We start from the raw sequence: 26,447 nt of genomic DNA on the forward strand, positions 1-26,447 counted from the left end.
ACGGGCCGTTCGTCCACTTCCTCAGGCGTCGCGCTCGGTGAGGACGCCGTCCTTCTCGTCGTACAGGGCGCCCGTCTGCGGGCACTGCCACACCCCGGACTCCTTCTGCACGAGCTTGTGCCCGGCGCGCCCCACCCAGCCGGTCTGCCGCGCCGGCACGCCCATGACCAGGGCGAAGTCCGGGACGTCCTTGGTGACGACGGCGCCGGCGGCGACCATCGCCCAGCGGCCGATGGTCAGTGGTGCGACGCACACGGAACGCGCGCCGATCGAGGCCCCGTCGGCGATCTTCACGCCGACGGCCTCCCAGTCGTCGCCGCGCTTCTGCTTGCCCTCGGGGTCCACGGAGCGCGGGTTGTGGTCGTTGGTGAGAACGACGGCCGGGCCGATGAAGACGCCGTCCCCGAGTTCGGCCGGCTCGTAGACGAGTGCGTAGTTCTGCAGCTTGCAGTTGTCGCCCATGCGCACGCCCGAGCCGACGTACGCGCCGCGGCCGATCACGCACGCCTCGCCCAGACGGGCATCCTCACGGATCTGCGCGAGGTCCCACACACTGCTGCCGGCACCGATCTCGGCGCTCTCGTCGACCTGGGCGCTGGGCTGGACCCTGTAGTTCACCTGGCTGCCTTCCCCTGTTGGCTTCGGCAGCGAGCATATTCCCCGCCGCGCAAGGACCCGCGTCCGCCCTCTGGCGCTCGCGTGTGCAGCGCATACGGGTGTCTCCGAGCGGCAGGAACCCGGGCGGCCAGGTGAGCACGGAGCCCGGTTTGACCCCTCAAGCCGGGCCCCGTAACCTTGACCGTCGGCGTGTCGCCAGATGCGTCTCATCCCCGTAAACCTCTTCCTCCCGGCAACGGGCCCGCACGGGCCGTGGCCAGGAGAGGCCGTTCGCGCGTGTCGCGGGGCGGCTGGACTGCGGGGATACCGTTCCGAGCGAGAGAGTGAGATCCGCGTGTACGCCATCGTGCGCAGCGGTGGTCGCCAGCACAAGGTTGCTGTCGGCGACATCGTTGAGGTTGACAAGATTTCCACTGCCAAGGTTGGCGACACGGTCGAGCTCTCGACCCTGCTCGTTGTCGACGGCGACGCTGTGACCAGCGACCCGTGGGTGCTGGCCGGCATCAAGGTCCAGGCCGAGGTCGTGGACCACCACAAGGGCCAGAAGATCGACATTCTGCGCTACAAGAACAAGACCGGCTACCGCCGTCGTCAGGGCCACCGCCAGCAGTACACGGCGATCAAGGTCACGTCGATCCCCGCGGCTGCGAAGTAAGGGACTGAGGAGACATGGCACACAAGAAGGGCGCATCGTCCACCCGGAACGGTCGCGACTCCAATGCCCAGCGGCTCGGCGTGAAGCGCTTCGGCGGTCAGGTCGTCAACGCGGGTGAGATCCTGGTCCGCCAGCGCGGCACCCACTTCCACCCGGGCGCCGGCGTCGGCCGTGGCGGCGACGACACGCTGTTCGCGCTGCAGGCCGGTGCGGTGGAGTTCGGCACCAGCCGTGGCCGCAAGGTCGTGAACATCGTTCCGGTCGCCTGATCGGAATTCTTCGCGAGGCGGACCTCACTTCCCCGGCGGGAAGGCGGGTCCGCCTTTCGCGTGTTACGCAGTAAACACATCCGTACATTTGCGCAGTGCTGGAGGCACACACCATGACCACCTTCGTGGACCGCGTCGAACTGCACGTCGCCGCGGGTAACGGGGGCCACGGCTGTGCCTCCGTGCACCGTGAGAAGTTCAAGCCGCTGGGCGGCCCGGACGGCGGCAACGGCGGGCGCGGCGGCGACGTGATCCTCACCGTCGACCAGTCCGTCACGACCCTGCTCGAGTACCACCACTCCCCGCACCGCAAGGCCACCAACGGCAAGCCCGGCGAGGGCGGCAACCGCTCCGGCAAGGACGGCGAGGACCTGGTGCTGGCGGTGCCGGACGGCACGGTGGTCCTGGACAAGCAGGGCAACGTGCTCGCCGACCTGGTCGGCCACGGCACCTCGTTCATCGCCGCGCAGGGCGGCCGGGGCGGCCTGGGCAACGCGTCGCTGGCCTCCGCCCGGCGCAAGGCGCCCGGCTTCGCGCTGCTGGGCGAGCCGGGGGACCTCCAGGACATCGTGCTGGAGCTGAAGACCGTCGCCGACGTGGCGCTGGTCGGCTACCCGAGCGCCGGAAAGTCCTCCCTCATCTCCGTCCTCTCCGCCGCCAAGCCGAAGATCGCCGACTACCCCTTCACCACCCTGGTGCCCAACCTGGGTGTGGTGACGGCCGGTTCGACCGTCTACACCATCGCCGACGTGCCCGGACTCATTCCGGGCGCCAGCCGGGGCAAGGGCCTGGGCCTGGAGTTCCTGCGCCATGTGGAGCGGTGCAGCGTGCTCGTGCACGTGCTGGACACGGCGACCCTGGAGTCCGACCGCGACCCGGTCTCCGACCTCGATGTCATCGAGGAGGAGCTGCGGCAGTACGGCGGCCTCGACAACCGCCCCCGCATCGTGGTCCTGAACAAGATCGACGTGCCCGACGGCAAGGACCTCGCCGAGATGGTCCGGCCCGATCTCCAGGCCCGCGGCTACCGTGTCTTCGAGGTGTCGGCGGTGGCGCGCACGGGACTCAAGGAGCTGTCCTACGCGGTCGCCGACCTGGTCGCGACGGCGCGTGCCGCCCGTCCGAAGGAGGAGGCGACCCGGATCGTCATCCGCCCGAAGGCGGTCGACGACGCCGGCTTCACCGTCGTCCGCGAGGACGACGGCCTCTTCCGTATCCGCGGCGAGAAGCCCGAACGCTGGGTGCGCCAGACCGACTTCAACAACGACGAGGCGGTCGGTTACCTCGCCGACCGGCTCAACCGCCTCGGTGTCGAGGAGGCGTTGATGAAGGCGGGCGCCCGGTCCGGCGACGGCGTCGCCATCGGACCCGAGGACAACGCGGTCGTCTTCGACTGGGAGCCGACGGTCACGGCGGGCGCGGAGATGCTGGGGCGCCGTGGCGAGGACCACCGCTTCGAGGCGCCGCGTCCGGCCGCCCAGCGGCGCCGGAACCGGCAGGCCGAGCGGGACGAGGCGGAGCAGGGGTACGAAGGGTTCGACCCCTTCGCCTCGTAGACCGGCTTCATGGTGCCGGCGCCGGTCGTTCCACCGGTGCCGGCTCCGGCAGCGGCCATGTCATCGCCGACAGGTCGACCCAGCCCGGCAGGGCCTCCATGCGGGGCAGCGACAGGGCCAGCACGCCGCCCCGCGAGATCTGCAGGGTGGCCACGTTGACCGTGGACGCCGGCAGGGTCTGCAGCAGGGCGACGCCGCGGTGGGTGCGGGCCGGGCTCACCGTCGTGTCCAGCACCGCGCTGACGGGCGTCGTACTGGACGTCCACCGGGATCCGAAGCCGCCGCCGCCGGCGGGGGCGACCGAGCCCGTGAGTTCGACCCGGTCGCCGTTCAGCCGGTAGCGAGGCGGGTCGCCGTGGGCGGCGACGGCCGGATTCAGCGGCAGGTCCCGCCATACGCGGTCGGCCGGCCGAGCGCCCTCGGGCAGCAGGGGCCAGGGGTCCGCGAGCCACTCGCCGAGCCTGCCCGACTTCGCCGCGGCCTGCAGCGCCGCGTCCCTGCGGCCGGTGACGAACTCCCGCAGTACGTCGTCGCGGATGCCCCCGTAGAGCCTGCCCACATCGGGCAGGAGCGCCGCGACGTCGAGTTCCGGCGGCGCCTCGGAGAGCCTTCTGAGGAAGCCGAGATAGGTGAAGGCGGCGTACCGCTCCATCAACCGCCGCACCCCGGGTCCGTGGCGCGTGCCCACGTCGAGCAGGTGCAGGTTGAGGTCGAGGTGGTCGCGGTAGTTGCCCGCGTTGGCCCGCAGGGAGTCCATGATCGAGGAACCGTCGCCGCGCTGCCGGTAGAGGTAGACGGAGCGATCCAGCAGGTTGACGCGGCGCGCGGACAGCAGCGCCGGAACGCTGAACCAGGCGTCCTCGAACAGCACGCCCTCCGGGAAGGACGCCCGGATGCGCCGCAGGAACGGCACGGAGAACAGCTTGTTCCACACGCTCGCCGAGAACACCAGGTCCGGGTACTCGGTGATGTCCTCGACACACCGGTCGCCGTCTCCGAAGTACCGCTTCCAGCGGCCGTAGGGGCGCAGCGGGACGTTGGTGAAGTCGGCGACGACCATGTCGGCGTCGTTGCCGCGGGCCGAGGCCAGCATCGCGGACAGCCCGTCGGGCGCCATCACGTCGTCCGCGTCGGCGAAGGCGACGTGGGCGGCGCGCACCTCGCGCAGCCCGCGGTTGCGGGCCGCCCCGGGACCCGCGTTGGACTGCGTGATCAGCTCGGCCTGCGGATGGCGGTCGGCGAACGCGGCGAGCAGCCCGCGGGTGCCGTCGGTCGATCCGTCGTCGACGAGGATCACCTGGGTCCGGTCGAACCCGTCGAGGGCGGCGACCGAGTCCAGGAAGCGGGGCACGTGCCCGGCCACGTCGAAGCAGGGCACGACGAGCGCGGCGTCGTACGAGGGTTGGTCCGTCACCGGGGGCTCCGTTGCTGGGGGAGGGGCGATGCCTGCGGGCACACGGCCGGGAAAACGCCGATGCCGGTCTCCGACGTGCTCAGGAGACCGGCATCGCGGTGGGCCGTGCGGGAGTCAGCCCTTGACGGGGACGGACGCGGTGACCGGCTCCGCTGCCACTGTGGCGGCCGCGGCGGTACGGCGGTACGAGTCCATGGCGTTCTCGAAGTCGCGGGTCGAGAGCATCAGCTTGTAGATGATGGCGAGTTCGAAGAGCACCAGCAGGACACCGGCCCCGATCGTCACGCCCATGATCGCCCCGGCGAGCGGGCCGATGATGAACACCGCCATCTGGAACTCGATGCCGCTGACCAGGTGGGTGCGGATGCGGTGGCTGATCAGGAGGTCGCGGATGCGGTTGTAGCGCGTGAACCGGCGCACGAAGGACTGCTGCGTGACCACCCCGAGGGCGGGGGCCGCGGGCTCCTCGGCGCGCTGGTCGGCCGCGCTCTCCTCCTCGCCGGCCTCCACGGCCTCGTCCTTCGCCTCGGCGGTGATGCGCACGGCCGCGGCGACGCGGGGCGCGGGCGCCTGGGTCACCTCGGCGACCTCGGCCGCGGCCTGCTGGAGCTTGGTCCGCATGCCCTGACGGACCTTGTAGATCTGCAGGGCGTCGATGTACCGGAGCATGTCCAGGAAGACGACGGCCAGCGCCAGCCAGATGTACGCGACGTTGCCGGTCTGGTGGTACTGGCCGCCCATGAGGGCGACGGCGCAGACGAGGACCCGGATGCGGTCGAAGACGTAGTCCAGCCAGGCGCCGAACTCGGATCCGTTGCCGGTGAGCCGGGCGAGCTTACCGTCCATGCAGTCCAGGATGAAGCTGCAGTGGTACACGACCGCGCCGACGACCAGCCAGAGCCACCCGCCCTGGGCGAAGCAGGCGGCCGCTCCGAGGCCGAGTACGAGCGCGGCCCAGGTGATCTGGTTCGGAGTGACCCTGGTCCACTTGGCGGTCCACCGGACCAGGGGCGTGGCCACCGGGTCGACGAGCAGAACGGTCCACCAGGCGTCCCGCTTCTTCTCAGTGCGGCGGCGCACTTCGGCGAGCGGAGGTATGTCCATGGTCGGCAGGAAGCCCTTTCGGGGTGGCCCTCGGCGAGGCACCGAGGAGCGCGCGGAGTGGTCGGACGTGCCACACGAGGCGGCCGGGGCATGCCGGTGCGCCTTACGTCAAAGGACGTTGGCTTTACCACGGTAATCCAACAGTCAAATGCCATCGTAGGGTGGCCCGGGCGCGGCCAACCATACGCCGTTCGCCAAGGCTTAAGGCAATGCTTGGGCGGCGGTGGTTGCCCCGTTCATCCGAAGCTGTGTCAAGAATCACACGGGACCGGGACATAAGGTGGATGGTGTCTGAATCGTCCCTGATTGGGAACCGGCCGGACGCGCGGGTTAGGCTAATCTGCTCATGAGTCAGCCGCTTCCTTGTGGCACTTGGCTTTTGCCGCTTGGCGCGCCTCCGTGGCGGAGTTCCTCCCGGGGTCCCCTTGTCGTGCGAGCCGAGGTTTGGGCGCCTTCCGGGCCAGTGCCGACGCGAGGGTGTTTGGCGTGGGAGCTGTGATCTCCGACTTTTCAGCCCTTGGTAATGGAGGCGTGATGTTCCCGCGCGTGGACGCTGCACCTGGCATCACCGTCGTCGTCCCCGCGTACAACGCCGCGGCGACCCTCGGCAGAGCCCTCGACTCCCTGGTGGTGCAGACATGCCAGGACTTCGAGGCCGTGGTCGTCGACGACGCGTCCCAAGATGGTAGCCGGGCCGTCGCGGAGAGTTACGCGGACCGAATTCCGCAGCTGCGGGTCATATCCCGGCAGACCAACAGCGGGGGCGTGGGAGCACCCCGCAATGACGGAATTCGTGCGGCACGCGGCGAATACGTCATGTTCCTGGACTCGGACGACGAACTGCCGGTCAAGGCGTGCGAACTGCTGCTGGAGTCGGCCCGGAACACCGGCGCCGACATCACCGCCGGACGCGCCCACCGGATCAATCTGCAGCGTGACACGACGCAGGTGTGGCAGCCCATGCTCTACGGCGTCGACCGGACCGTGGACGGCATCCGGAGCTGGCCGGAACTGATCAACGATCCCATCGCCGCTGCGAAGTTGTACCGGCGGGACTTCCTGCTCGAGAACGAGATCTTCTTCCCCGAGGGAGTCTTCTACGAGGACACCTTCTTCTCGGCGAAGTCCTACACCCTCGCCTCCGGCATCTCCGTCCTCGCCGAACCGGTCTACCGGTGGGTCTGGGAGGACCCGCAGGACGGCAGCGCCTCGATCACCAACCGGCGCGGGGAGATCCGCAGCATCTCCGACCGGGTGGCGGTGCACCGGCTGGCGGACGGGTTCCTGCGCGAGGCCGGCGCCGAGGACATCAAGGTCTACAAGGACGCCCGCTTCATCAGCCACGACGTCCGGCTGTACGCGAAGGAACTCCGCGCGGGCGACGAGCGGTTCCGCACCGCCTTCCTGGACATCGTCTCGGAGTACCTGACCGAGATCGACGAGGGCGCCTACCCGCTGTGCGGTCCGCTGGACCGGGTGCGCGCCTTCTACCTCCGGAACCGGCTGGCGGACGAGGCCCTCACGGTCGCCGACTTCGAGCAGCGCCGGGGCGTCGTCTCCACCGACCTGGCGCGCCGCGGAGACCGCGTGTACTGGTCGGCACGCCATGCCGACCTGCCGGGGGCGGACGAGTTCCTCGACGTGACCGAACTCGGCCTGCAGGACGAGTCGTTCGAGAACTGCAAGCTGTTCAACCGGGTTACCTCCCTCGCCGTCGACGGCACGACGGTCACGCTCGCGGGCGAGATCCTCAACCAGTTCCAGCGCATCGGAACCGGCGACGAGGTACGGCTGGCGCTGCACGTACGGGCCAAGGACACCGGCGAGCGGACCGTCGTGGAGGTGCCGGACGTCCGGGTGGACGAGTCCCGGATCTCCTACCAGGTCTCGTTCGACCTGGGTTCGGCCGCCGCCGTGCTCTCCTCGCGGAGCCTGGTCAACCTCAACATGCAGGTCCTGTGGAAGGGCCGCAAGCACACCACCGCCCTCTGCGTCCGCGGCAGCGACCTGGCACCACTCGGTCGCGTGCTGGAGCCCTCCGGTCTGTGGCCGGACATCACGGGCAGCGGCAACCTCGTGTGGCGTCCGGCCGAACCCGCCGACGCCAGGGGGGCGACGCGCAAGGCGCCGGACGCCGGGTACTGGCAGTGGTGGCAGGGGCGCGAGTTGCCGGCCAACGTGGCGGAGCCCGCGGAACCCGTCGCGACCGTCGTGGTGTTCTGCGCCGGATACGGCGACGACGCGCTGCGGGCCGCCCTGAACTCCCTGGCCTGTCAGGAGGAGTTCGGCCATACCCGGGTGCTCCTGGTCACCGCCGGGACCGGTACGGACGCGCCCGCCGCGGTCGAGTTCGCCGACCGCCACGGCAACGCGAGTCTCGTCCGCACCCCGGACGGCCGCGACGCCCAGGCCTCCCGGCAGGCGGTCCTCGACCGACTGGCGGGTCCGTACGCGGCCTTCATGGACGGATCCGGTGTCCTGGCCGAAGGCGCGCTGGCCGGGCTGCTCGCCGCGGCCGCGGACGACGTCGACGTCGTGGTCGGGGACACCTGGCAGGCCTCCGAGGTGCTGCGCGAGGCCGACGTGTTCCTGCGCGAGTGCTTCGAGGCCGGCGACCGGACTGTCGACGGCCTCGCCGGCGCCCCCGACCTGGTCTTCGCCGCGTCGCCCGGCGGCAAGCTGTTCCGCTGCGACCTGCTGCGCGAGTGCGGCTTCCACGTCGGGGACGGCTGGGACATCGAGCACATCACCCCCGTGGCCACCGCTCTGCTGAAGGCCCGCCGCATCCGCGTGACCGCGGCGCTCGCCTACGGCGTCACCGACGACGCCCGCTCCGGACTCCCCGCCCGTGACCGGCGCGAGACCGCGCGGAGCCTGCTGGCCCTGCTCCAGTCGCTGCTGGACGCCCATGCGACGGCGGGTCCGGAGCGGCGGGCCGCGCTCCAGCGCTTCGTGGCGGGCGGCTTCCACCCGTACCTGGTCGGCCTGCCCAAGATGATGGTCGGCGAGGAACTCGAAGCCCTCTACCCGAAGCTGCGGACCCTCTACCGGGACATCCCGGACGACGTCGTCCTGGACTGCGCCGGTCCGAACGCCTCCCTCCTGACGCATCACGCCGTGAGGGCGGGCAACGCCGCGCTCTTCACCCGTCCGTTCGAGGAGCCCCGTTTCCTGCCGGAGCTGTCGGTCGCCGGCCCGGTGCTCTTCCGCAGGACCGAGGGCGACGTGGACGACTCCACGCTGCTGCGCGTCATGTCCCGGTCGGCCCAGGCGGAGTCCGTCCGTCCCGTCGACGGCGCATTGCGCGTCGAGGGGTTCCTGACCCTTGGCGACGTCGACATCTCCGAGGACTTCGGCAACCGGCTGGAGCTCGTGTTCAGCGCGCCCGGCGGCCGGGAACACACCGTACCGGCGCGGCAGGTGTACCGCCGCGACCGCTGGCACGTCCGCAAGCAGCGGGACCTGCACAGCGGCTGGCGGGCCGACCTCGGCCGCGAAGAGCTGGCGGCCCTGCACGGCGGCGCCTACTCCCTCGCGGTACGGCTGCACGGCCCCGGCGGCTTCGTCGACACCCCGGTGACCGCCCGCCCCGCGTTCCACCGCTTCAAGGGCGTGGACCGCATCGGCGCCTTCCGCTACGAGGTGTCGGCGGACACGGAGAACGTGGCCCACGTGCGGGTGGCCCGGCGGCGCTCGGCGGCGGGCGTCGCCGACCGGATGCGGCGCCTGGGCCGCGAGACGGGCCGGATCGTCACCCGGCAGCCCGGCTGGCTGCTGCGGCTGCTGTACTGGCTCACCCGCCCCGTGCTCGCCCGCCGCGACATCTGGATCGTCGGCGAGCGCCACGACACCGCGCAGGACAACGGCCACCACTTCTTCCGGTGGATGCGCCAGAACCACCCCCGGCGCAACGTCTACTACGTCATCGACGCGAAGGCGGCCGATCGCGCGAAGGTCCAGGACTGCGGCAACGTCCTCGCGCTCGGCTCGCTCAAGCACCGGCTCTACCTGCTCAACGCGACCCGGCTGATATCGCCGTACGACCTCGAGGCCTACCTCGCGCCGCCCAGCATGGGCAAGCTCAACTACCTGCGCATCTTCGGCGACCTGCTGAAGTACCGCCGGGTGTTCCTCCAGCACGGCGTGACGTACAACGACGTCTCGCAGTCCGCGCACCGGCAGTCCACGAGCGTCGACCTGTTCGTGGCCGTGTCCGAGGACGAGGCCGCCTACATCCGCGAGGAGATGGGCTACCGCACCGACGAGGTCCAGGCCCTGGGCTTCCCCCGGTTCGACAAGCTGCAGCCCGTCGAGGGGCAGCCCACCGTGCTGCTGATGCCGACGTGGCGACGCGACATCGTGGTGCCCTCGTACAACCGCAGGCGCCGGCCGCGTGTCCAGTTCCCGGCCTCGGAGTACTTCCGGTTCTTCTCCCGGCTGCTGGAGGACGAGCGGCTGCGGGCCGGGCTGGAGCGCTCCGGCGTCCGGCTGGAGTTCTACCCGCACTACGAGATCCGTCCGTACCTGCGCCACTTCAAGGTCGACCACCCCAACATCACCGTCGCCGACCAGACCAAGAGGGGCGTGCAGGAGGCGATGAAGGAGTGCTCGCTCCTCGTCACCGACTACTCGTCCGTCTTCTTCGACGTGGCCTACATGGGCAAGCCCCTCGTCTACGTGCCCTTCGACGAGGACGACTTCTACGGCCAGCACTACCGCCGCGGCTACTTCGACCTGACCCGCGACGGGTTCGGGCCGGTGTCCCGGACGGTGGAGGACGCCGTCGACGAGATCGTCGCGGCGATCGACCGCGGCTTCTCGGTCAGTGACCCGTACGCTCAGCGCGTCGACGACTTCTTCGGTCAGCGCGACACGGAGAACTGCGCACGTGTCTTCCGGGCCATCGACGGCCTGGACGGGCGGCGCGACGGAAAGGGATGACCCAAGTATGTGGATGATCACGGGCGGTGCCGGCTTCATCGGAGCGCACGTCGTGCGCGCGATGACCGAGGGCGGCCGGAAGGTCATGGTCTACGACGATCTGTCGACCGGCAGCCGGGACCGGGTGCCCGCCGGGGTTCCCCTGGTGGTCGGCAGCGTCCTCGACCGGCCCCGGCTGGAGGCCGCGATCCGCGAGCACGGCGTGACCGGCGTCGTGCACATCGCCGCCAAGAAGCAGGTCGGCGAGTCCGTGGAACGCCCCCTTTACTACTACCGGGAGAACGTCACCGGCCTGCAGACCCTGCTGGAGGCGATGACCGGGACCGGCGTCGAACGGCTGGTCTTCTCCTCCTCCGCGGCCGTGTACGGCATGCCGGACGTCGACCTGGTCACCGAGGAGACCGAGTGCGTCCCGATGAGCCCGTACGGCGAGAGCAAGCTCGTCGGCGAGTGGCTGATCAACGCCGCCGCCCGCGCCCACGGCATCCGCAGCGCGTCCCTGCGCTACTTCAACGTCGCCGGTGCCGCGTCCCCGGAGCTGTCCGACTCCGGCGTGTTCAACCTGATCCCGATGGTCTTCGAACGCCTTGAGGCCGGCGAGGCCCCGCGGATCTTCGGCGACGACTACGCCACGCCCGACGGCACCTGCGTCCGCGACTACATCCACGTCCAGGACATCGCCTCCGCCCACCTGGCCGCCGCCACCCGTCTGGAGACGGCGCCGGCGGGCACCGCTCTGACGCTCAACATCGGGCGTGGCGAGGGAAGTTCGGTCCAGGAGATGGTCGACCGCATCCTGAAGGTCACCGGCCGGGAGGGCACGGTCCCGGAGGTCACCGAACGCCGTCCCGGGGACCCGGCCCGCGTCGTCGCCTCCGCCGACCGCGTCCGCGAGGAACTCGGCTGGTCCGCCCGCCACGGCCTGGACGACATGATCGAGTCCGCCTGGCAGGGCTGGCGCCACCGCCACGCCTGAGGACCGGACCCGGGGGGGCGCATCCGGCGGCCTCCTCCGGCAGACGTGCCGTCAGGCCCGCAGGCCGCCCTCGTCCCCGACCGGCCGCCCTGTGCGGCCGCCCGGGGCGCACCCGCCCGGGCCGGGCCGTCGCACCGCACCACGCCGCACGCGGCGCAGCCGGCCGTACCCGCGGGAACACACGGCGTGCCCGGCGTGCCACGGGCGGCGGTCCGCAGGCTGGACCGACACACGCCGCCCGGTGCCCTTCGCGTAGATTGCGTGCGAGGCGTCCGGACGTGGACGAGGTGAGGAGTGGGCACGGTGGCAAGGGCAAGGCAAGCCGTGTGCGAGGCCCGCAGGATCGTCGTCAAGGTGGGTTCCTCGTCCCTGACCACCGCGTCGGGCGGCCTGGACGCCGACCGGGTGGACGCGCTGGTGGACGTCCTCGGCAAGAGCCTCAAGGAGGGCGGCGCCCGAAGGGGCTCCGCCGAAGGCGGCGGCGGACGGAAGGAGATCGTCCTCGTCTCCTCCGGTGCCATCGCCGCCGGCCTCGCCCCGCTGGGCCTGCGCCGCCGCCCCCGCGACCTCGCCCGCCAGCAGGCCGCGGCCAGCGTCGGCCAGGGCCTGCTCGTGGCCCGCTACACCGCCTCCTTCGCCCGCTACGGCATCCGCGTCGGCCAGGTCCTGCTGACCGGCGACGACACCAGTCGCCGCGCCCACCACCGCAACGCCTCCCGCACCCTCGACAAGCTGCTCGCGATGGGCGCTCTCCCGGTGGTCAACGAGAACGACACCGTCGCCACCGACGAGATCCGCTTCGGCGACAACGACCGGCTCGCCGCGCTCGTCGCCCACCTGGTCCGCGCCGACCTGCTGGTGCTGCTGTCCGACGTGGACGGGCTCTACGACGGCGATCCGAGCCGGCCGGGCACGACCCGGCTGGCGGAGGTCCGGGGCCCCGGCGATCTGGAGGGCATCGAGATCGGCAGCGCCGGCAAGGCCGGCGTCGGCACCGGCGGCATGGTCACCAAGGTGGAGGCGGCCCGGATCGCGGCCGCCGCCGGCATCCCCGTGGTGCTCACCAGCGCCGTCCACGCCGCCGACGCCCTGTCCGGCGGCGACACCGGCACCTACTTCCACCCCACCGGCAAGCGCTCCGCGGACCGGCTGCTGTGGTTGCAGCACGCCTCCACCCCGCAGGGCTCGCTCACCCTCGACGACGGCGCGGTCCGCGCGGTCGTCGAGGGCCGCAAGTCGCTGCTGCCGGCCGGGATCGCCGCCGTGGAGGGCGAGTTCACCGCCGGTGACCCGGTCGAGCTGCGCGATGGCGCGGGGCGCGCGGTGGCCCGCGGCCTCGTCAACTTCGACGCCAAGGAGATCCCCCGGCTGATCGGCCACTCCACCCGCGAACTCGCCCGCGAGCTGGGACCGGCGTACGAACGCGAGGTCGTACACAGGGACGATCTGGTGCTCCTGGAGCCGTAATACGCCGAAACGTCCGACCACCCGGGTGCCGAAGGTGGGGGACGTTCCGTAAAACCGCCCCATGGAGCCGTGCGGCCTGTTCCACTTTGAGGCGGTGACGCATTCCGCATGAGCGGGACCAGCGATTCGAGCGAGCGCTGCGTGAAGGAGGACGTCGTGAGACGAGTGCGCCCTGGGGCGGCGGCGTCCCGCGGTGGCCTGACGAGCGTGGCGGCCGGAGCCGGCTACGAGGAGCCGCGGGATCTGCCCCGGCTGTGGCACGTCACGCTCAGCGTCTCCGGCGCCCAGGCCCCTCTGAAGGAGGTGCGGCGCGGCCTCGAGCAGCTCGCTCACGACCACCCCTTCCTGCTGACCAGCCGCTACGCGGGCGACCACGCCGAGATCCGCTACTGGGAGGAGGCCCGCGACCTCCACGACGCGGCCGCCGTCGCGCTGCGCCTGTGGGGTGAGCACCGGCAGAGCGCCCGGCTGCCGCCCTGGGAGATCGTCGGCCTCGAGGTCATCGACCGCGAGACCTACCACCAGCGCCTCGCCGAGGGGTACGGAGCGCCGCCCGCGACACCGGTCGGAGTACACCCCTTTTGACCCCGTCTCGCGGTGTGGGATGACCGGTGTCCGCCCCTCGTGGCGCACTACCCTTCCCTCATGACCACGCTCTCGCCGTACGACTCGATGTCCCCGGTCACCCAGGCCGCGTACCGCGCCAAGGCCGCCGCCGCCGACCTCGCGCCGCTGCCGCGGGTGGCGAAGGACGACGCCCTGCTGGCCGTCGCGGACGCCCTGGAGGTCCGTACCGGCGAGATCCTCGAGGCCAACGCCAAGGACGTCGCCAAGGCTCGCGAGGCCGGCACGAGCGACGCCATCGTCGACCGGCTCACGCTCACCCCCGAGCGGGTGCGCGCCATCGCCGCCGACGTGCGGGACGTGGCGGCGCTGCCCGACCCGGTCGGCGAGGTCGTCCGCGGCAACACGCTGCCGAACGGGCTCGACCTGCGGCAGGTCCGCGTCCCGCTCGGCGTGGTCGGCATCATCTACGAGGCCCGCCCGAACGTCACCGTGGACGCCGCCGCCCTCTGCCTGAAGTCGGGCAACGCGGTGCTGCTGCGCGGCTCGGCCTCCGCCTACGAGTCGAACACCGCCCTGGTCCGGGTCATCCGCGACGCCGTGGGCGGGGCGGGCCTGCCCGCCGACGCCGTGCAGCTGGTGCCCGGCGAGAGCCGCGAGAGCGTGCGCGAGCTGATGCGCGCCCGCGGCCTGGTCGACGTGCTGATCCCGCGCGGCGGCGCCTCGCTGATCCGGACGGTGGTGAACGAGTCCACGGTCCCGGTGATCGAGACCGGCACCGGCAACTGCCACGTCTACGTCGACGCGCAGGCCGACGTGGACACGGCCGTCGACATCCTGATCAACTCCAAGGCGCAGCGGCCCAGCGTCTGCAACGCCGCCGAGACGCTGCTGGTCCACCAGGACATCGCCGCCGAGTTCCTGCCGCGCGCCCTGGACGCGCTCGCCGAGGCCGGGGTCACCGTCCACGCCGACGAGCGGGTCATGGCCCACGCCAAGGACTCCCGGGCCACGGTCGTCGAGGCCACCCCGGAGGACTGGGAGACCGAGTACCTGTCGTACGACATCGCCGCCGCCGTGGTCGACTCCCTGGACCGGGCCGTCGCGCACATCCGGCTGTGGAGCTCCGGGCACACCGAGGCGATCGTCACCACCTCGCAGCAGGCCGCCCGCCGCTTCACCCAGCTGGTCGACTCCACGACCGTCGCCGTCAACGCCTCCACCCGCTTCACCGACGGCGGCCAGTTCGGCTTCGGCGCCGAGATCGGCATCTCCACCCAGAAGCTGCACGCCCGCGGCCCGATGGGGCTGCCGGAGCTGACCAGCACGAAGTACATCCTCACGGGGGACGGGCACACCCGGCGCTGACGCCGCCCGGCCCATGACGGGGCGTCTCAGCAGTCGGATGAATTTCCATACCGTCTGCCCAAATTGACCCCTCAGGTCTACTCTGGATCCGTGCCGGAGGATGTGGGGGGCACGCCGTTCCCTGACGGCTGGGAGCCCGACGACGACCACGACCGCGGGGTGTCGGACGAAGAGTTCGCCTCCGTGGTCTTCGACGAGGCCTTCGTACGCTCGGCCGTGATCCACGAGCCGACCGCCGTCGAACGCCTCCTGGCCGCCGCGCAGGCCAGAGCCGAGGCCTCCGAGGCGGAGGCCCGCCGCGCCCACGCCAGAGGCGAGCGCTACGAGGACGGGTACGGCCCCGGCCTCGGCCCCGAGCACCCCTACGGCGACCTGGACGACCCCGACGTCCTCGAAGGCCGCCACGGCGCCCCGGGGACCTTCGGCAGGCACGTCCGCTGGCACCGCCCCGTCGCCTGGGTGCTCGCCCTCGTCATGGGCATCGGCATGGTCGCCCTGGCCTTCGCGGCGGTCTACCGGGGCGGCTCCTCGGGCACCCGGGAGCAGGCCCCGCCGCCCGCCTCGACCGGCCTGGAGCAGGGCAGCGCCGCGGCGCCCTCCGCGTCCGCCGACTACTCCCAGCCACCCGTCCCGGCGGTCCCGCGCACGCCCTGACGGCGGGGCGGCGGTTCTGGTGAGAACCTGTCAGAACTTGTCGCACATCAGGGCGTTTACCAGGGCTTCCGGAGACCTACCCTGAAGATATGGGAGGGCCTGGAGAGCCACCTGAGGGGACACCCGAGGGCGTCCCGGGAGGTGCGGAGGACGAATACCGATCCGTCGTCTTCGACGAGTCGTTCGTCCGGGCTGCCCGCCTCCAGGAGTATTCAGCGCGCGAGCGGATGACCGACCACACCCCGGCCGTGCGCCGCCGCCCGCCACTGCGCCGAGGGCTGCCCCGACAGGCGCTGCTGCTGGTCCTGCTGATCATCGTCGCCTTCGGCACCGCGATCTACATGGGCGTACGGCACCCCTACCAGAGCGCGCAGGCGCAGCGGCCCGTGGAGCCGCTGCGGATGACCGTCATCCCGCTCGCCCCGCAGGGCAAGGTGCCCGGCGCGGCCGACCCCGGGTACCTGTACGCGCACAGCCCGGCCGCCCAGTTCGCCATCGGCGCGGAGGGCGTACCGCTGCCCGTCGTCCGGCGCACCGCGCACTTCACCGACAGCCAGGTCGTCGCCGCGCTCACCATCGCGAAGGAGTACATCGTCGCGTCCTCCCTCTACCCGGAGGTGCTCACCGGCGGCCAGACCCGCCCTGTACGGGCACTGCTCGACCCCGGTCAGCTCGACCAGTTCGACCAGAGCTTCGACCACCCCGCCGCCGACGGCCGGCACGCGCCCACCGGCTGGCTCGTCCGCTTCGACCCGGCCCGGGCCGAGCTGGCCGACCGCGAGATCCGGGTGCAGGGCAGCCTCCAGGCCGCCGAGACCGACTCCTCCACCCTGGAGGTCGGCGCGGACCACACCTTCGTCTACGCGCTCAAGCCGGCCGGCTCCGCGGCGCACGCGCCGGCCTCGCTGTTCACCGTCCGGCGTGAGCTGCAGTTCCGCTTCACCCAGGACGACCTGCGGCTGCACCAGGTCCAGATCGTCGTCTCCTATGTGCAGGCCGGCCCGCTCTCCTGCGCCGGGGACTCCGCGGGACGCTTCGAGCCGCTGCTGGCCGGTCAGACCGCGAAGGCGGGCAGCCCGCCCGGCACGGACCCGTACGCCACGGACACCGCGGCGGCCCTGTGCGGCTCCCTGGCGCACAGCGCCGAGCCGAAGGTGTGACGCCGCCGCGGGCGGTGGCCGCGCGGGACCGGCCCGCGCTCGCCCGGAAGGTCAGTCCTCGTCGCGCGGCGGGGTGTCGGCGGACGGCTGGTCCTTGCCCCGGTCCTTGGGCGGGGCCGTTCCCGTGAAGCCGCCGAAGCCGCGCCGCACCCGGTCACCCAGGTCGCCGGCGCCGCCCGCCAGATCGCTGACCAGCTTCATCAGCGGGTCCTTCGAGCTCTTGACGTGGTTGGCGTAGTGGGCCGCCGACTCGCGGAAGGAGTCGGTGACGGAGGTGTCCTTGTCCTCGGTGCGGCGCGGGTAGTGGCCGTCCATGATCCGCTGGTGGTCGCGGGACTCGGCCCACTTCTTCAGCTCGGCCGCCCGCACGGTGGTGAAGGGGTGCGAACGCGGCAGCACGTTGAGGATCTTCAGCACGGAGTCGCGCAGGTCGCCCCCGGCCTCGTACTCCTCGGCCTGCTGGAGGAACGCGTCCACGTTCATCTGGTGCAGGTGGTTGCCGCCCGCGATCTTCATCAGGCCCCGCATGGACGCCTTCAGGTCCTGGCCGACGAGCAGACCGGCCCGGTCCGCCGACAGCTCCGACTTGCGGAACCACTCGCGCAGCCCGGTGACGATCGCCATGATCGCGAGGTTGCCCAGCGGGATCCAGGCGACCCGGATGGCCAGGCTCGTCAGGAACAGCAGGATCGTGCGGTACACGGCGTGCCCGGACAGGGCGTGGCCCACCTCGTGGCCGACGACCGCCCGCATCTCCTCCTCGTCGAGCAGCTCGACCAGGCCCGTGGTGACGACGATGATCGGCTCGTCCAGGCCGATGCACATCGCGTTGGGCTGGGGATCCTGGGTCACGTACATCGGCGGGACCTTCTCCAGGTCCAGGATGTAGCAGGCGTCCCGCAGCATGTCGTTCAGGTGTGCGAACTGCTGGTCGGAGACGCGGACGGAGTCGGACAGGAACAGCAGCCGGAGACTGCGCTCGGGCAGCAGGCCGCTGAGGGCCTTGAACACCGTGTCGAAACCGCTCAGCTTGCGCAGCGCGACCAGGGCGGAGCGGTCGGCAGGGTGCTCGTACGCACGCGAGGAGATCTCCGGGAAGCGCCTGCGCTGCCGGCTCGGCACGTGCTCCTGCGCTTCTTGTTCGCGGCCGTCGTCGGACATGTGGTCCCCCATGTGTGTCAGTGTCCCAATGTGCCCCCGAGGCAGGGCCCAGCCTAGGCGGAGATACCGTGGACGGGCAGTGCAACGAAGGAGTCCACGTCATGGAGCACCACCCCGCAGCCGCCTGGCTGACCGAGGCCGCGAGCGCCGCCGCCCAGCACCAGGGGGCGGGTTACCTGCTCCGGGTCGTCCTGATCGTGATGGTCCTGGGCTGCGTCCTCACCGGCTGGTTCCTCCTCCGCGGCTACAAGCGGGACGACGACTGACGCGGCGGAAAGGTTCCCGAGAGCTCCCGCGGCCGTCGCACCCGCACCGGCGGGGCCGCGCGGGTGCGGGTGGGGCGCAAGCGCCCGCGGTGCCAACGGTGGAGTCGGGGTGAGCGGTGCGCCAGGGGTTGCTTACGATGGGCCGACATCCTTGTCCCGCTCACTCCCGGATAGGTCCTGCCAAAGATGAGCTACCCCAGCACCGCTGCCCAGTTGGTCAACCTCGCCGAGGCCGAGGGGGGCAACCACGAGAGCCTCAGCCCCTTCCTCACCGGCGGTGGCGCGCTGTTCATCCTGCTGCTCCTGCTGTGGATCACCACGCGTTTCAACCGCGACCGCTGAAGTCCTGTCCGGCCCGTCCCCGGGGTCTGGCTCATGGAGTCCTCAGGCCGGGCCGGTAGGGTCTGCACGCATGGGAGAGCAGGACATGCCTACCGGTCCGGCGAGTGACACGGTGAACCCCCTCGAACACGGGCCCGGCGGCGGGCCTTCGGCGTCGGGCAAGCGGCGCCTCGGCGTCATGGGCGGAACGTTCGACCCGATCCACCACGGGCACCTCGTGGCGGCCAGCGAGGTCGCGGCGCAGTTCCACCTGGACGAGGTGGTGTTCGTGCCCACCGGGCAGCCCTGGCAGAAGTCCCACCGCCAAGTCTCCCCGGCGGAGGACCGCTATCTGATGACGGTCATCGCGACCGCCGAGAACCCGCAGTTCTCCGTGAGCCGCATCGACATCGACCGCGGCGGTCCCACCTATACCGTGGACACCCTGCGCGATCTGCGCGCGCTCAACCCCGACACCGACCTGTTCTTCATCACCGGCGCCGACGCGCTCGGCCAGATCCTCACCTGGCGGGACTCCGAGGAACTGTTCTCCCTCGCGCACTTCATCGGCGTCACCCGGCCCGGCCACCATCTGACCGACCCCGGCCTGCCGGAGGGCGGCGTCTCGCTCGTCGAGGTCCCCGCCCTCGCCATCTCCTCCACGGACTGCCGGGCGAGAGTCGCCAAGGGTGACCCGGTCTGGTATCTGGTGCCTGACGGAGTCGTGCGCTACATCGCCAAACGCCAGCTGTACCGAGGCGAGTGAGCCGAGAGGGGCACCGGTGAACGACCGATACGACGCTGGTCACGGGGGCGACCAGTACGAACTCGTCGGCTACGACGAGTACGGCCGGCCTGTGTACCGGCCGGTCCCCGTCCAGCAGACTCCGCAGCAGGCCTACGACGCGTACGGACAGCAGGGCTACGGCTACGACCCGTACGCGACCGGCGGCCAGCAGCAGCTCGATCCCACGTCCTACCAGGGCGGTCACGACGGCGCCTACCAGGGCGGCTACGGCACCGGCTACGACCCCGGCCGGCAGGCGCCCGACCCCTCCAGCCACGGAGCCCACGGAGCCCACGGAGCCCACGGCTCCTACGACCCGTACGGTTCCGGCGCGACGACGGCGCCGTACGACCCGTACGGCCGGGCCGCGACCAGCGGGCAGCAGCCCCGGGTCCCCGAGCAGACCGCCCACATCCCGCAGCAGACCGGCCCGGCGGACGCCGACCGGGCGGCGCAGGGACCCGACCCGGACGGCGCGGACGGACCCGACTACCGCACCGAGCAGTTCGCCTTCGTCGAGGAGCCCAGCGACGACTCCGAGGACGTCATCGACTGGCTGAAGTTCACCGAGAACCGCACCGAGCGCCGCGAGGAGGCCCGCCGCCGCGCCCGCAGCCGCGTCATCGCCCTGACGGTCGTGCTGGCCCTGCTCGCGGCGGGCGGTGTCGGCTACCTCTGGTACGCCGGGAAGCTGCCCGGCCTGTCGTCGTCCGGCTCCGGGGGCGGCACCGCGACCGCGAACGGCGCCCAGAAGCGCGACGTGATCGTCGTCCACCTGCACGACACCGAACGGGGCGGCACGTCCACGGCGCTGCTGGTCGGCAACACCACCGCCAAGCAGGGCACCACCGTCCTGCTGCCCAACTCCCTCGCCCTGACGGGCGACGACGGCACCGTCACGACCCTCGCCAAGTCGGTCAAGGGCGACGGCTCCTCGGGTACCCGCGAGCAGCTCGACACGGTCCTCGGCACCGACATCGAGGGCACCTGGCGCCTGGACACCCCCTACCTCCAGAACCTCGTCGACCTGGTCGGCAACGTCGACGTCGACACCAACGCCGACGTGCCCGACCCGGACGCCAAGAAGAAGGGCGCCGCGCCCCTGGTCCGCAAGGGCAAGGCGCAGACCCTCAGCGGCAACATGGCCGTCGCCTACGCCACCTACCACGCCTCGGGCGAGGAGGAGAACGCCCAGCTCCAACGGTTCGGCCAGGTGATGCAGAGCGTGCTGCGCAAGGTCTCCTCCGACGCCACGGGCGCGACGACGACGGTGCAGACGCTCCAGCAGATCCTCGACCCCTCGCTCACCGACGAGGACCTCGGCACCTTCCTCGCCAAGCTGGCCGAGTTCGCCAAGGGCGGCGACTACAAGACGGCGCTGCTGCCGGTGCAGACGGACGGCACGCTGAGCGCGCAGGCTAGCGAGAGCGTGGTCAAGGACGTCCTGGGCGGGACCGCGAAGAGCCCCGACCAGTCGTCCGCCGTCCGGGTCTCCGTGCGGAACGCCACCGGCGCCAAGGGCAACACGGAGAAGGCCCGCATCGTCCTGCTGGGCGGCGGCTTCACCTTCCTGGAGGGCGGCACCGCCTCCGAGGTCCGCTCGGCGTCCGAGGTCGTCTACGCCGACGCCGCGGACAAGGAGAAGGCCACGGAGGTCGCCAAGACCCTGGGGCTGCCCGACAGCGCGGTGACGAAGGGCACGGTCACCTCGAACGCCGACGTCTCCGTCGTCCTCGGTCAGGACTACCAGGGCTCCTCGGGGCAGTGATCCCTCAATTGCGTGGGGTGTCCTCGGCGGTCCGTGAGACCCTTGGTGTCAAGTGACCGCCGAAGGAAAGCCCTGTAGTGACCGCGACCGACCGCTCTCTCGACCTCATCAACACCGCCGCCCAGGCGGCCGCCGACAAACTCGCGCACGACGTCATCGCGTATGACGTCAGCGACGTGCTGTCGATCACGGACGCCTTCCTGCTGGCGTCCGCGCCCAGTGACCGCCAGGTCAAGTCGATCGTCGACGAGATCGAGGAGCGGCTGCTGAAGGAACTCGGCGCCAAGCCGGTGCGCCGCGAGGGCGACCGCGAGGCCCGCTGGGTCCTCCTCGACTACGTGGACATCGTCGTGCACGTCCAGCACAGCGAGGAGCGTGTCTTCTACGCCCTGGAGCGGCTGTGGAAGGACTGCCCCGAACTCGAACTGCCCGCCGACGCCAAGGCCACCCGGGGCAAGGCCGAGGAGCACGCCAAGCAGCAGGCCGCCGAGGAGACGGCGGAGCCCGGCGGTGAATGGCGGTGAGCGGCGCCGCCGAGGGGCCAGGCCGGGCGCCGGGCCGTGGCCGCCGCGTCATCCTGTGGCGCCACGGCCAGACTCCCTGGAACGTGGAACGGCGCTTCCAGGGCAGCACGGACGTCGAGCTGACCGAGACCGGCGTCGGCCAGGCCCGCCGTGCCGCCCGCCTGCTGGCCTCCCTGCGGCCCGACGCGATCGTCTCCTCCGACCTCCTGCGGGCCACCCGCACGGCCGCCGAGCTGGCCGCGCTCACCGGCCTTGAGGTCGCCCGGGACGAGGGCCTGCGCGAGACCTACGCGGGCGTCTGGCAGGGCCTGACGCACGAGGAGATCATCGGCCGGTACGGCGATCAGTACGCCGCGTGGAAGCGCGGTGAGCCGGTGCGCCGCGGCGGCGGCGAGCTGGAGACCGAGGTCGCCGACCGCGCCGCCCCCGTCGTGCTGCGGCACGTGGAGAAGGTGCCCGAGGACGGCACGCTCGTCGTGGTCAGCCACGGCGGCACCATCCGCACCACCCTCGGTCGCCTCCTCGGTCTCGAACCCCACCACTGGGAGAGCCTGGGCGGCCTGTCCAACTGCTGCTGGTCGGTCCTCGGCGAGGGCGCCCGCGGCTGGCGGCTGCTGGAGCACAACGCCGGCACCCTGCCCGAGCCCGTCCTCGGCGACGACGACTGAGCCGCCCCGCGGCCCACGGGACCCGGATTTCACTTTCCGGCAGGTCGCAGGCTAAAGTTCATCTTGTTCGCCCCGCCGAGCGGGGCGAAACACCACGCGGATGGTTCGCGTGGCGGCAAGGGGCTATAGCTCAGTTGGTAGAGCGCCTGCATGGCATGCAGGAGGTCAGGAGTTCAATTCTCCTTAGCTCCACGGACCGGCACTCGGTTGAGTCGCCGAAGATCGTTCGTCAGGATCCCGTCCCGTTCAGGGGCGGGATTTTCTGTATTCCCGTGAACCGGCTTGAGTCACTTGGGGCTCCGGGGGCGTATACCTCTGCGAGTGCGCTCTCGGAGTGCCTGGACGCGCCCGCCCGGACGTCCCCGGTGCAGGCCGTGGCCGTACTGGTACCAAGGCGTCGCTGACCGTGTCGGCCCGGCCGTGGCAGAATCAAACGGCCGGAAGGGGGCGCGGCCCGACGGGAGGGAGTAGCGATGCCTGCCTGCATCCTCGAGGAGGTCGGTGATCTCCTCGATGCGGCGTTGATACGAGACACGGTCACCCGCCTCGTCTGCCCCTCCTGCGGCTCCCTCCATGTGGCCCAAGTCCTCGGTGACAACGGGGGGATCTCGTACGTGTGCACGGCCTGCGGCCACAGCTGGAGCTGACCCATGGGTGCACACAGGCGGAAGTGCGACTGGTGCGGCGGCGGCACCCCGATCGTCCGCGACATGGAGCCGATCAACCCCGACTACCAGTACTGGTGCGAGGAGTGCGCGCGGGCGCTGATCATAAAAGGCGACCCGATCGAGACCTACCGCGAACTCGAGGGCGAGCCGATCTACGGCCGGCTCCTGGAGGAGCACTGCACGCTGAAGCGGTTCTATTCGTTCGTGACGGCGTGACGCCGCCCCTGTGCTCGGGGCCGTGCGGGGCGGAGCGAAACCGATTTGGTGTTCCACCCCCTGGACCGTGTAATGTTGGCGTCGCCGCCGGGGAAACCGGGCGACACGGTCGAATACGCGGCTCAGCCGCGTGGCCACGAGGGGCTATAGCTCAGTTGGTAGAGCGCCTGCATGGCATGCAGGAGGTCAGGAGTTCAATTCTCCTTAGCTCCACAGGAAGTGAGGGCGGGTCATCCATCGGATGACCCGCCTTCGACGTATGCCCGCGCGTGTACGCGGCGGCACCGGCAGCGAAAACGCGACGGCGGGTCGCCTCCCCTGGGAGGGTGACCCGCCGTCGCGTGCGTTCAGCGGCCCAGAGCGCGGCGGCCGCGGCCCTGGGAGAGGACCGGCAGGTTGCGTGACGGAGCCTGCGAGCGGGTGTCCTCCTCGAGGCGCAGGGCCAGCGCCGGGCAGCGGCGCACGGCGCGCAGGGCCTTGTCCTCCGCGTAGCGCGGAACCTTCGCCTGGGCGACGGTCGGAAAGCCGTCGGCGCCCAGTTCGAAGACCTCCGGGAGGATGTCCGCGCACAGGCCGTGTCCCCGGCACAGCGTCCAGTCGACGTAGATCTTCTGACGGCTGGCGCCGGACTCCTCGGCCTCGCCGCCGCCGGGGACACCGGTGGGAGCCCTGCCGCCCTCGAAGAGCGGCAGGACGCCCTCCACGGGGCGTCCGCAGCCGTTGCCGAGGACGTGCGCGGCCAGGTCGTCGGTGAACGCCTTGATGGTCGATTCCAGGAACATCGCCGAGCCGTCGGGATGCGAGCACGCGCCGCGCCGCTTGACGTTCTTGGCGACCTGCTTGAGGGCCTCCAGGGCGGCCGGGCCGCCGCCGTTCAGGATGTCCTCCATACCGCGCGCGGCCGCCGGCAGACCGAGGTAGCAGGGACCGCACTGGCCCGCGCTCTCCTCCGCCAGCCACTTGGCCACCTGGAGCGACTCGCCCAGCGGGCAGGTCTCCTGACTGATCGGCAGAATCGCCCCGGCGCCCATCGCACCGCCCACCGCGTCCAGGGAGTTGCGCGAGACGATCGCCTCGTTGACGGTCGCCGCGTCGATCCACTTGCCGTGGTAGCCGCCGGTCAGCACGCCCTGCGGCACCGGCGGGGCGCCGGCGAGCTGGAGGACGTAGCGCAGTGGCACCCCGGTGGGGGCCTCGACCACCATGGGGCGGGCGACGGCGCCGGAGATGGTCAGCATCACGGTGCCCGGCTCGTCGTACAGGCCGGTGTTGCCGTAGCGCTCCGGGCCGATGCGGGCGGCGATCGCCAGCTGGGCGAAGGTCTCCGCGTTGGACAGCAGGGTGGGCGCGCCGCCCACGCCGCTCTGCGATGCGCTGGTCTTGCGGCCCGGCGGGATCGCCGGACCGCCGTCGATGGAACGGATCAGCGAGGCGGCCGCGCCCGTGACCATGCGCACCGGGTTGCGCTGCACGCTCGCGCGCAGAGCCGACCTGCGGCTGTTGCTCAGTCCGCGCTCGGCGAGCGCGGCCTCCATGGAGCGCTGGGTGGACTCACGCGTGACCCCGACGACGAGCGTGCGGGCACCGAGGGCCTCCGCGACCAGCAGGGCCCCGTCCAGGATGAGGTGCGGGGCACGGTTGATCAGGACCGTGTCCTTGCGGCAGGCCGGCTCGTCCTCGCTGCCGTTGACGACGACGACCGGCCGTACGCCGCGTTTGATCGCCGCCTCGGCGACCGAGCGCAGCTTCCTGTGGAAGGGGAAGCCCGCGCCGCCGCGGCCCTTCAGATTGATGGCCTCGGAGAGCTTCGCGAGCTGCTCGCCGCCCAACGGTTCGAGTGGCCCGTGCACCTTCAGGTGCATGGGCAGGTCGAGTCTTTCGACAAGGTCGAAGCCCGACGTGAGCTGGGGAAGCCCGACCACGCGGACTTCCGGGACGTCGGGCAGGGCCTCGTTCACCTGTAGCCTCCGGAAGGCGTGTTCCAAGGTTCGCCCGAACCCGGTGCGTCATAGGAGGCGCCGGGGGGTGTTTCAGTGGCGGGACCGCTGTTGTACGTGTCGTTCGGGTTGTACGTGCCGTAGGGGGCGTTCGTCTCACCGGTGTTGTACACATCACGTCCGCCGTACGCGGGAGTGCCCGCGGCCGCGCCCGGATTGTTGTAGGCCGGGATGTTGTATCCCGTGTCGTTCAGCGGGTCGTAGGCCGACGGGGGCGCCTCGCCGACCGGCGGCGGCGAGGGGATCGGCCAGCTGCCCGAGGTGCTGCCGGGGCCGTCCACGCGCGGCGCCGCCCCCGTGGTCCGGGGGTCGAACGGCACGTTCATGCGCGCGGTCTGGTCGGCCGCGAAGGGCTGCCCGGGCGGCGGCGTCGCGACGGCCCGGTAGGCGGCGGCGAAGCCGGGGGTGGGCTCGGGCTCCGCGGCGGAGGCCGGGGTGTCGTACAGCGGGGAGGAGGGCCGCGGACCGCGCGGCGCCGGCCTCGTCGCGTCGGCGCGGGGAGGCGTCGCGCCGCGCGCGTTCTCGTAGCCCGGCAGCCCGGACTCCGCCGCCCTGGCCCGGCTCGCGTCCAGGTCGTCCAGCTCCGGCCGCTCGCCGCCGCCCAGGACCGCCACGAGCCGGCCGGCGAGCCTGCGCTTGACCGGGCGCGGCGCCGCACGCACGGCCAGGGCCGCCATGACGCCCAGCAGGGACAGGCCGTAGAGGATGAGGAAGATCGGCTTGGCCTCCCGGCCCGCGTACAGGCCGTGGATCAGCGCCGCGCACCAGGCCGGGTAGGCCAGCATGTGCATCGCCCGCCAGCGCGCCGCGACCGGGGCCGGGGTGGCGAAGTTGCTGCGCAGTGCCCCGGTGATGCCCACGAAGATCATCAGCAGGCCGGCCAGGGAGCCGAGGCCGACCAGGCCCTCGATCCCGGTGAGGCCGAGCGAGAACGGGATCAGCGCGGCGATCAGCTGGGTGTGACCCAGCACGATCTTGGTGGTGATGTGCACCAGGAGGAACGCGATCGAGGCGACCGCGGTGGTCCGGTGCACCGCCTGGCCCACGATCCGCTGGCGCGTGTTCAGGATGATCCGGTCCTGGGCGACCAGGCCCCAGATCACCGAGCAGCTGAGCGAGACGAGGGAGAGCACACCCGCGCCGAAGTTCAGGAACTCGCGGAACTGGCTGCCTCCGGCCAGCACGACCACGGGTATGAGGAGCAGGACGACAGCCGACGCCACCCCATAGGCCGAGCGGCCCGGTTTGGGGAGGGAGCTGTTACTGCGACGAGGGTTCATGGGGGCGACTCCGAGCGGTTCGGGAAAGCGGTCCCGGGCACGAAC

Annotated in this window: 24 protein-coding genes and 2 tRNA genes; 20 read left to right on the forward strand and 6 right to left on the reverse strand. The window is 71.4% G+C overall.

All coding sequences use genetic code 11. The annotated features are described in order from the left end of the window. Positions 1-21 precede the first annotated feature (21 nt). A complete protein-coding gene (locus ACWC91_RS04710; protein WP_225075122.1) occupies positions 22-618 on the reverse strand; it encodes an acyltransferase in 597 nt (198 codons plus the stop codon). 334 nt (positions 619-952) lie between these two features. On the opposite strand from ACWC91_RS04710, the gene rplU reads away from it, so the two are divergent. The 3 genes from rplU to obgE all read left to right on the forward strand — a co-directional run bounded on the left by rplU (position 953) and on the right by obgE (position 3,098). Then, a complete protein-coding gene (gene rplU, locus ACWC91_RS04715; RefSeq protein ID WP_030749991.1) occupies positions 953-1,273 on the forward strand; it encodes a 50S ribosomal protein L21 in 321 nt (106 codons plus the stop codon). A gap of 14 nt (positions 1,274-1,287) precedes the next feature. Beyond that, positions 1,288-1,542, forward strand: a complete 255-nt coding sequence (gene rpmA, locus ACWC91_RS04720) for a 50S ribosomal protein L27 (RefSeq protein ID WP_030051735.1) — start codon at positions 1,288-1,290, stop codon at positions 1,540-1,542. Positions 1,543-1,655: 113 nt separating this feature from the next. Beyond that, a complete protein-coding gene (obgE, locus tag ACWC91_RS04725; protein WP_225075311.1) occupies positions 1,656-3,098 on the forward strand; it encodes a GTPase ObgE in 1,443 nt (480 codons plus the stop codon). A 7-nt stretch (positions 3,099-3,105) separates the two neighbouring features. On the opposite strand, the gene ACWC91_RS04730 is transcribed toward obgE, so the two are convergent. Both ACWC91_RS04730 and ACWC91_RS04735 read right to left on the reverse strand, forming a co-directional pair. Continuing rightward, on the reverse strand, positions 3,106-4,512 hold the full coding sequence (locus ACWC91_RS04730; RefSeq protein ID WP_450643869.1) for a glycosyltransferase family 2 protein: 1,407 nt from the start codon (positions 4,510-4,512) through the stop codon (positions 3,106-3,108). A 114-nt stretch (positions 4,513-4,626) separates the two neighbouring features. After that, a complete protein-coding gene (locus ACWC91_RS04735) occupies positions 4,627-5,616 on the reverse strand; it encodes a CDP-alcohol phosphatidyltransferase family protein (protein ID WP_225075120.1) in 990 nt (329 codons plus the stop codon). A 546-nt stretch (positions 5,617-6,162) separates the two neighbouring features. Here ACWC91_RS04735 and ACWC91_RS04740 point away from each other — a divergent pair. The 7 genes from ACWC91_RS04740 to ACWC91_RS04770 all read left to right on the forward strand — a co-directional run bounded on the left by ACWC91_RS04740 (position 6,163) and on the right by ACWC91_RS04770 (position 16,746). Further along, positions 6,163-10,557 (forward strand): bifunctional glycosyltransferase/CDP-glycerol:glycerophosphate glycerophosphotransferase, encoded by a 4,395-nt coding sequence (locus ACWC91_RS04740; protein ID WP_450643870.1) that lies wholly within the window; start codon positions 6,163-6,165, stop codon positions 10,555-10,557. 7 nt (positions 10,558-10,564) lie between these two features. Next, positions 10,565-11,533: a UDP-glucose 4-epimerase GalE gene (gene galE, locus ACWC91_RS04745; RefSeq protein WP_225075118.1), complete on the forward strand. Its 969-nt coding sequence runs from the start codon at positions 10,565-10,567 to the stop codon at positions 11,531-11,533. A gap of 303 nt (positions 11,534-11,836) precedes the next feature. Then, positions 11,837-13,000 carry a glutamate 5-kinase gene (gene proB, locus ACWC91_RS04750; RefSeq protein ID WP_225075117.1) on the forward strand — a complete coding sequence of 388 codons (1,164 nt, stop codon included), beginning with the start codon at positions 11,837-11,839 and terminating at the stop codon, positions 12,998-13,000. Between the two features lie 108 nt (positions 13,001-13,108). After that, entirely contained in the window at positions 13,109-13,585 is a 477-nt protein-coding gene (locus ACWC91_RS04755) for a hypothetical protein (RefSeq protein ID WP_263637563.1), read from the forward strand. 60 nt (positions 13,586-13,645) lie between these two features. Continuing rightward, the gene (locus tag ACWC91_RS04760; protein WP_141360985.1) at positions 13,646-14,932 is read left to right on the forward strand and encodes a glutamate-5-semialdehyde dehydrogenase; all 1,287 of its coding nucleotides are present in this window, start codon (positions 13,646-13,648) and stop codon (positions 14,930-14,932) included. A gap of 90 nt (positions 14,933-15,022) precedes the next feature. Next, the gene (locus ACWC91_RS04765) at positions 15,023-15,586 is read left to right on the forward strand and encodes an SCO2584 family spore wall biosynthesis protein (protein WP_450643871.1); all 564 of its coding nucleotides are present in this window, start codon (positions 15,023-15,025) and stop codon (positions 15,584-15,586) included. Between the two features lie 89 nt (positions 15,587-15,675). After that, positions 15,676-16,746, forward strand: coding sequence for an SCO2583 family membrane protein (locus tag ACWC91_RS04770; protein WP_450643872.1), 1,071 nt, complete (start codon positions 15,676-15,678; stop codon positions 16,744-16,746). Between the two features lie 51 nt (positions 16,747-16,797). On the opposite strand, the gene ACWC91_RS04775 is transcribed toward ACWC91_RS04770, so the two are convergent. Next, a complete protein-coding gene (locus ACWC91_RS04775) occupies positions 16,798-17,919 on the reverse strand; it encodes a M48 family metallopeptidase (RefSeq protein WP_225075113.1) in 1,122 nt (373 codons plus the stop codon). Between the two features lie 89 nt (positions 17,920-18,008). Here ACWC91_RS04775 and ACWC91_RS04780 point away from each other — a divergent pair, with 89 nt between their 5' ends. From ACWC91_RS04780 to ACWC91_RS04825, 10 genes are all read left to right on the forward strand, one after another. Continuing rightward, positions 18,009-18,173: a hypothetical protein gene (locus ACWC91_RS04780; RefSeq protein WP_225075112.1), complete on the forward strand. Its 165-nt coding sequence runs from the start codon at positions 18,009-18,011 to the stop codon at positions 18,171-18,173. A gap of 186 nt (positions 18,174-18,359) precedes the next feature. Then, positions 18,360-18,515 (forward strand): hypothetical protein, encoded by a 156-nt coding sequence (locus ACWC91_RS04785; protein WP_225075111.1) that lies wholly within the window; start codon positions 18,360-18,362, stop codon positions 18,513-18,515. 70 nt (positions 18,516-18,585) lie between these two features. Next, on the forward strand, positions 18,586-19,260 hold the full coding sequence (nadD, locus tag ACWC91_RS04790; RefSeq protein WP_141360993.1) for a nicotinate-nucleotide adenylyltransferase: 675 nt from the start codon (positions 18,586-18,588) through the stop codon (positions 19,258-19,260). A gap of 16 nt (positions 19,261-19,276) precedes the next feature. Next, a complete protein-coding gene (locus ACWC91_RS04795) occupies positions 19,277-21,049 on the forward strand; it encodes an LCP family protein (RefSeq protein WP_450643934.1) in 1,773 nt (590 codons plus the stop codon). A gap of 77 nt (positions 21,050-21,126) precedes the next feature. Further along, a complete protein-coding gene (gene rsfS, locus ACWC91_RS04800) occupies positions 21,127-21,573 on the forward strand; it encodes a ribosome silencing factor (protein ID WP_141360997.1) in 447 nt (148 codons plus the stop codon). Beyond that, a complete protein-coding gene (locus tag ACWC91_RS04805) occupies positions 21,564-22,241 on the forward strand; it encodes a histidine phosphatase family protein (RefSeq protein ID WP_225075109.1) in 678 nt (225 codons plus the stop codon). Before rsfS ends, ACWC91_RS04805 begins: the two co-directional genes overlap by 10 nt. 119 nt (positions 22,242-22,360) lie before the next feature. Next, positions 22,361-22,433: transfer RNA gene (locus tag ACWC91_RS04810), tRNA-Ala, on the forward strand. Between the two features lie 281 nt (positions 22,434-22,714). Further along, positions 22,715-22,888, forward strand: a complete 174-nt coding sequence (locus tag ACWC91_RS04815) for a hypothetical protein (protein WP_225075108.1) — start codon at positions 22,715-22,717, stop codon at positions 22,886-22,888. 3 nt (positions 22,889-22,891) lie between these two features. Next, positions 22,892-23,125 (forward strand): hypothetical protein, encoded by a 234-nt coding sequence (locus tag ACWC91_RS04820; protein WP_100566877.1) that lies wholly within the window; start codon positions 22,892-22,894, stop codon positions 23,123-23,125. Positions 23,126-23,265: 140 nt separating this feature from the next. After that, positions 23,266-23,338, forward strand: a tRNA-Ala gene (locus ACWC91_RS04825). A gap of 134 nt (positions 23,339-23,472) precedes the next feature. Here the strand turns inward: ACWC91_RS04825 and ACWC91_RS04830 are convergent. Further along, complete coding sequence (locus ACWC91_RS04830) at positions 23,473-25,083, reverse strand: NADH-quinone oxidoreductase subunit NuoF family protein (RefSeq protein WP_225075107.1); 1,611 nt, start codon at positions 25,081-25,083, stop codon at positions 23,473-23,475. Next, positions 25,080-26,402, reverse strand: a complete 1,323-nt coding sequence (locus ACWC91_RS04835; protein ID WP_450643933.1) for a cytochrome b/b6 domain-containing protein — start codon at positions 26,400-26,402, stop codon at positions 25,080-25,082. Before ACWC91_RS04835 ends, ACWC91_RS04830 begins: the two co-directional genes overlap by 4 nt. Positions 26,403-26,447 lie beyond the last annotated feature (45 nt).

The sequence above is a fragment of the Streptomyces sp. NPDC001204 genome, from assembly GCF_053598035.1.

Bases quoted from the DNA above. Each gene is read 5' to 3' on its own strand.
- ACWC91_RS04820 (WP_100566877.1), top strand. From the start codon at position 22,892: ATGGGTGCACACAGGCGGAAGTGCGACTGGTGCGGCGGCGGCACCCCG.
- galE (WP_225075118.1), top strand. From the start codon at position 10,565: ATGTGGATGATCACGGGCGGTGCCGGCTTCATCGGAGCGCACGTCGTG.
- ACWC91_RS04775 (WP_225075113.1), bottom strand. From the start codon at position 17,919: ATGGGGGACCACATGTCCGACGACGGCCGCGAACAAGAAGCGCAGGAG.
- ACWC91_RS04755 (WP_263637563.1), top strand. From the start codon at position 13,109: ATGAGCGGGACCAGCGATTCGAGCGAGCGCTGCGTGAAGGAGGACGTC.
- ACWC91_RS04735 (WP_225075120.1), bottom strand. From the start codon at position 5,616: ATGGACATACCTCCGCTCGCCGAAGTGCGCCGCCGCACTGAGAAGAAG.
- ACWC91_RS04835 (WP_450643933.1), bottom strand. From the start codon at position 26,402: ATGAACCCTCGTCGCAGTAACAGCTCCCTCCCCAAACCGGGCCGCTCG.
- ACWC91_RS04770 (WP_450643872.1), top strand. From the start codon at position 15,676: ATGGGAGGGCCTGGAGAGCCACCTGAGGGGACACCCGAGGGCGTCCCG.
- ACWC91_RS04805 (WP_225075109.1), top strand. From the start codon at position 21,564: ATGGCGGTGAGCGGCGCCGCCGAGGGGCCAGGCCGGGCGCCGGGCCGT.
- nadD (WP_141360993.1), top strand. From the start codon at position 18,586: ATGGGAGAGCAGGACATGCCTACCGGTCCGGCGAGTGACACGGTGAAC.
- rpmA (WP_030051735.1), top strand. From the start codon at position 1,288: ATGGCACACAAGAAGGGCGCATCGTCCACCCGGAACGGTCGCGACTCC.
- ACWC91_RS04780 (WP_225075112.1), top strand. From the start codon at position 18,009: ATGGAGCACCACCCCGCAGCCGCCTGGCTGACCGAGGCCGCGAGCGCC.
- ACWC91_RS04815 (WP_225075108.1), top strand. From the start codon at position 22,715: ATGCCTGCCTGCATCCTCGAGGAGGTCGGTGATCTCCTCGATGCGGCG.
- ACWC91_RS04785 (WP_225075111.1), top strand. From the start codon at position 18,360: ATGAGCTACCCCAGCACCGCTGCCCAGTTGGTCAACCTCGCCGAGGCC.
- obgE (WP_225075311.1), top strand. From the start codon at position 1,656: ATGACCACCTTCGTGGACCGCGTCGAACTGCACGTCGCCGCGGGTAAC.
- ACWC91_RS04760 (WP_141360985.1), top strand. From the start codon at position 13,646: ATGACCACGCTCTCGCCGTACGACTCGATGTCCCCGGTCACCCAGGCC.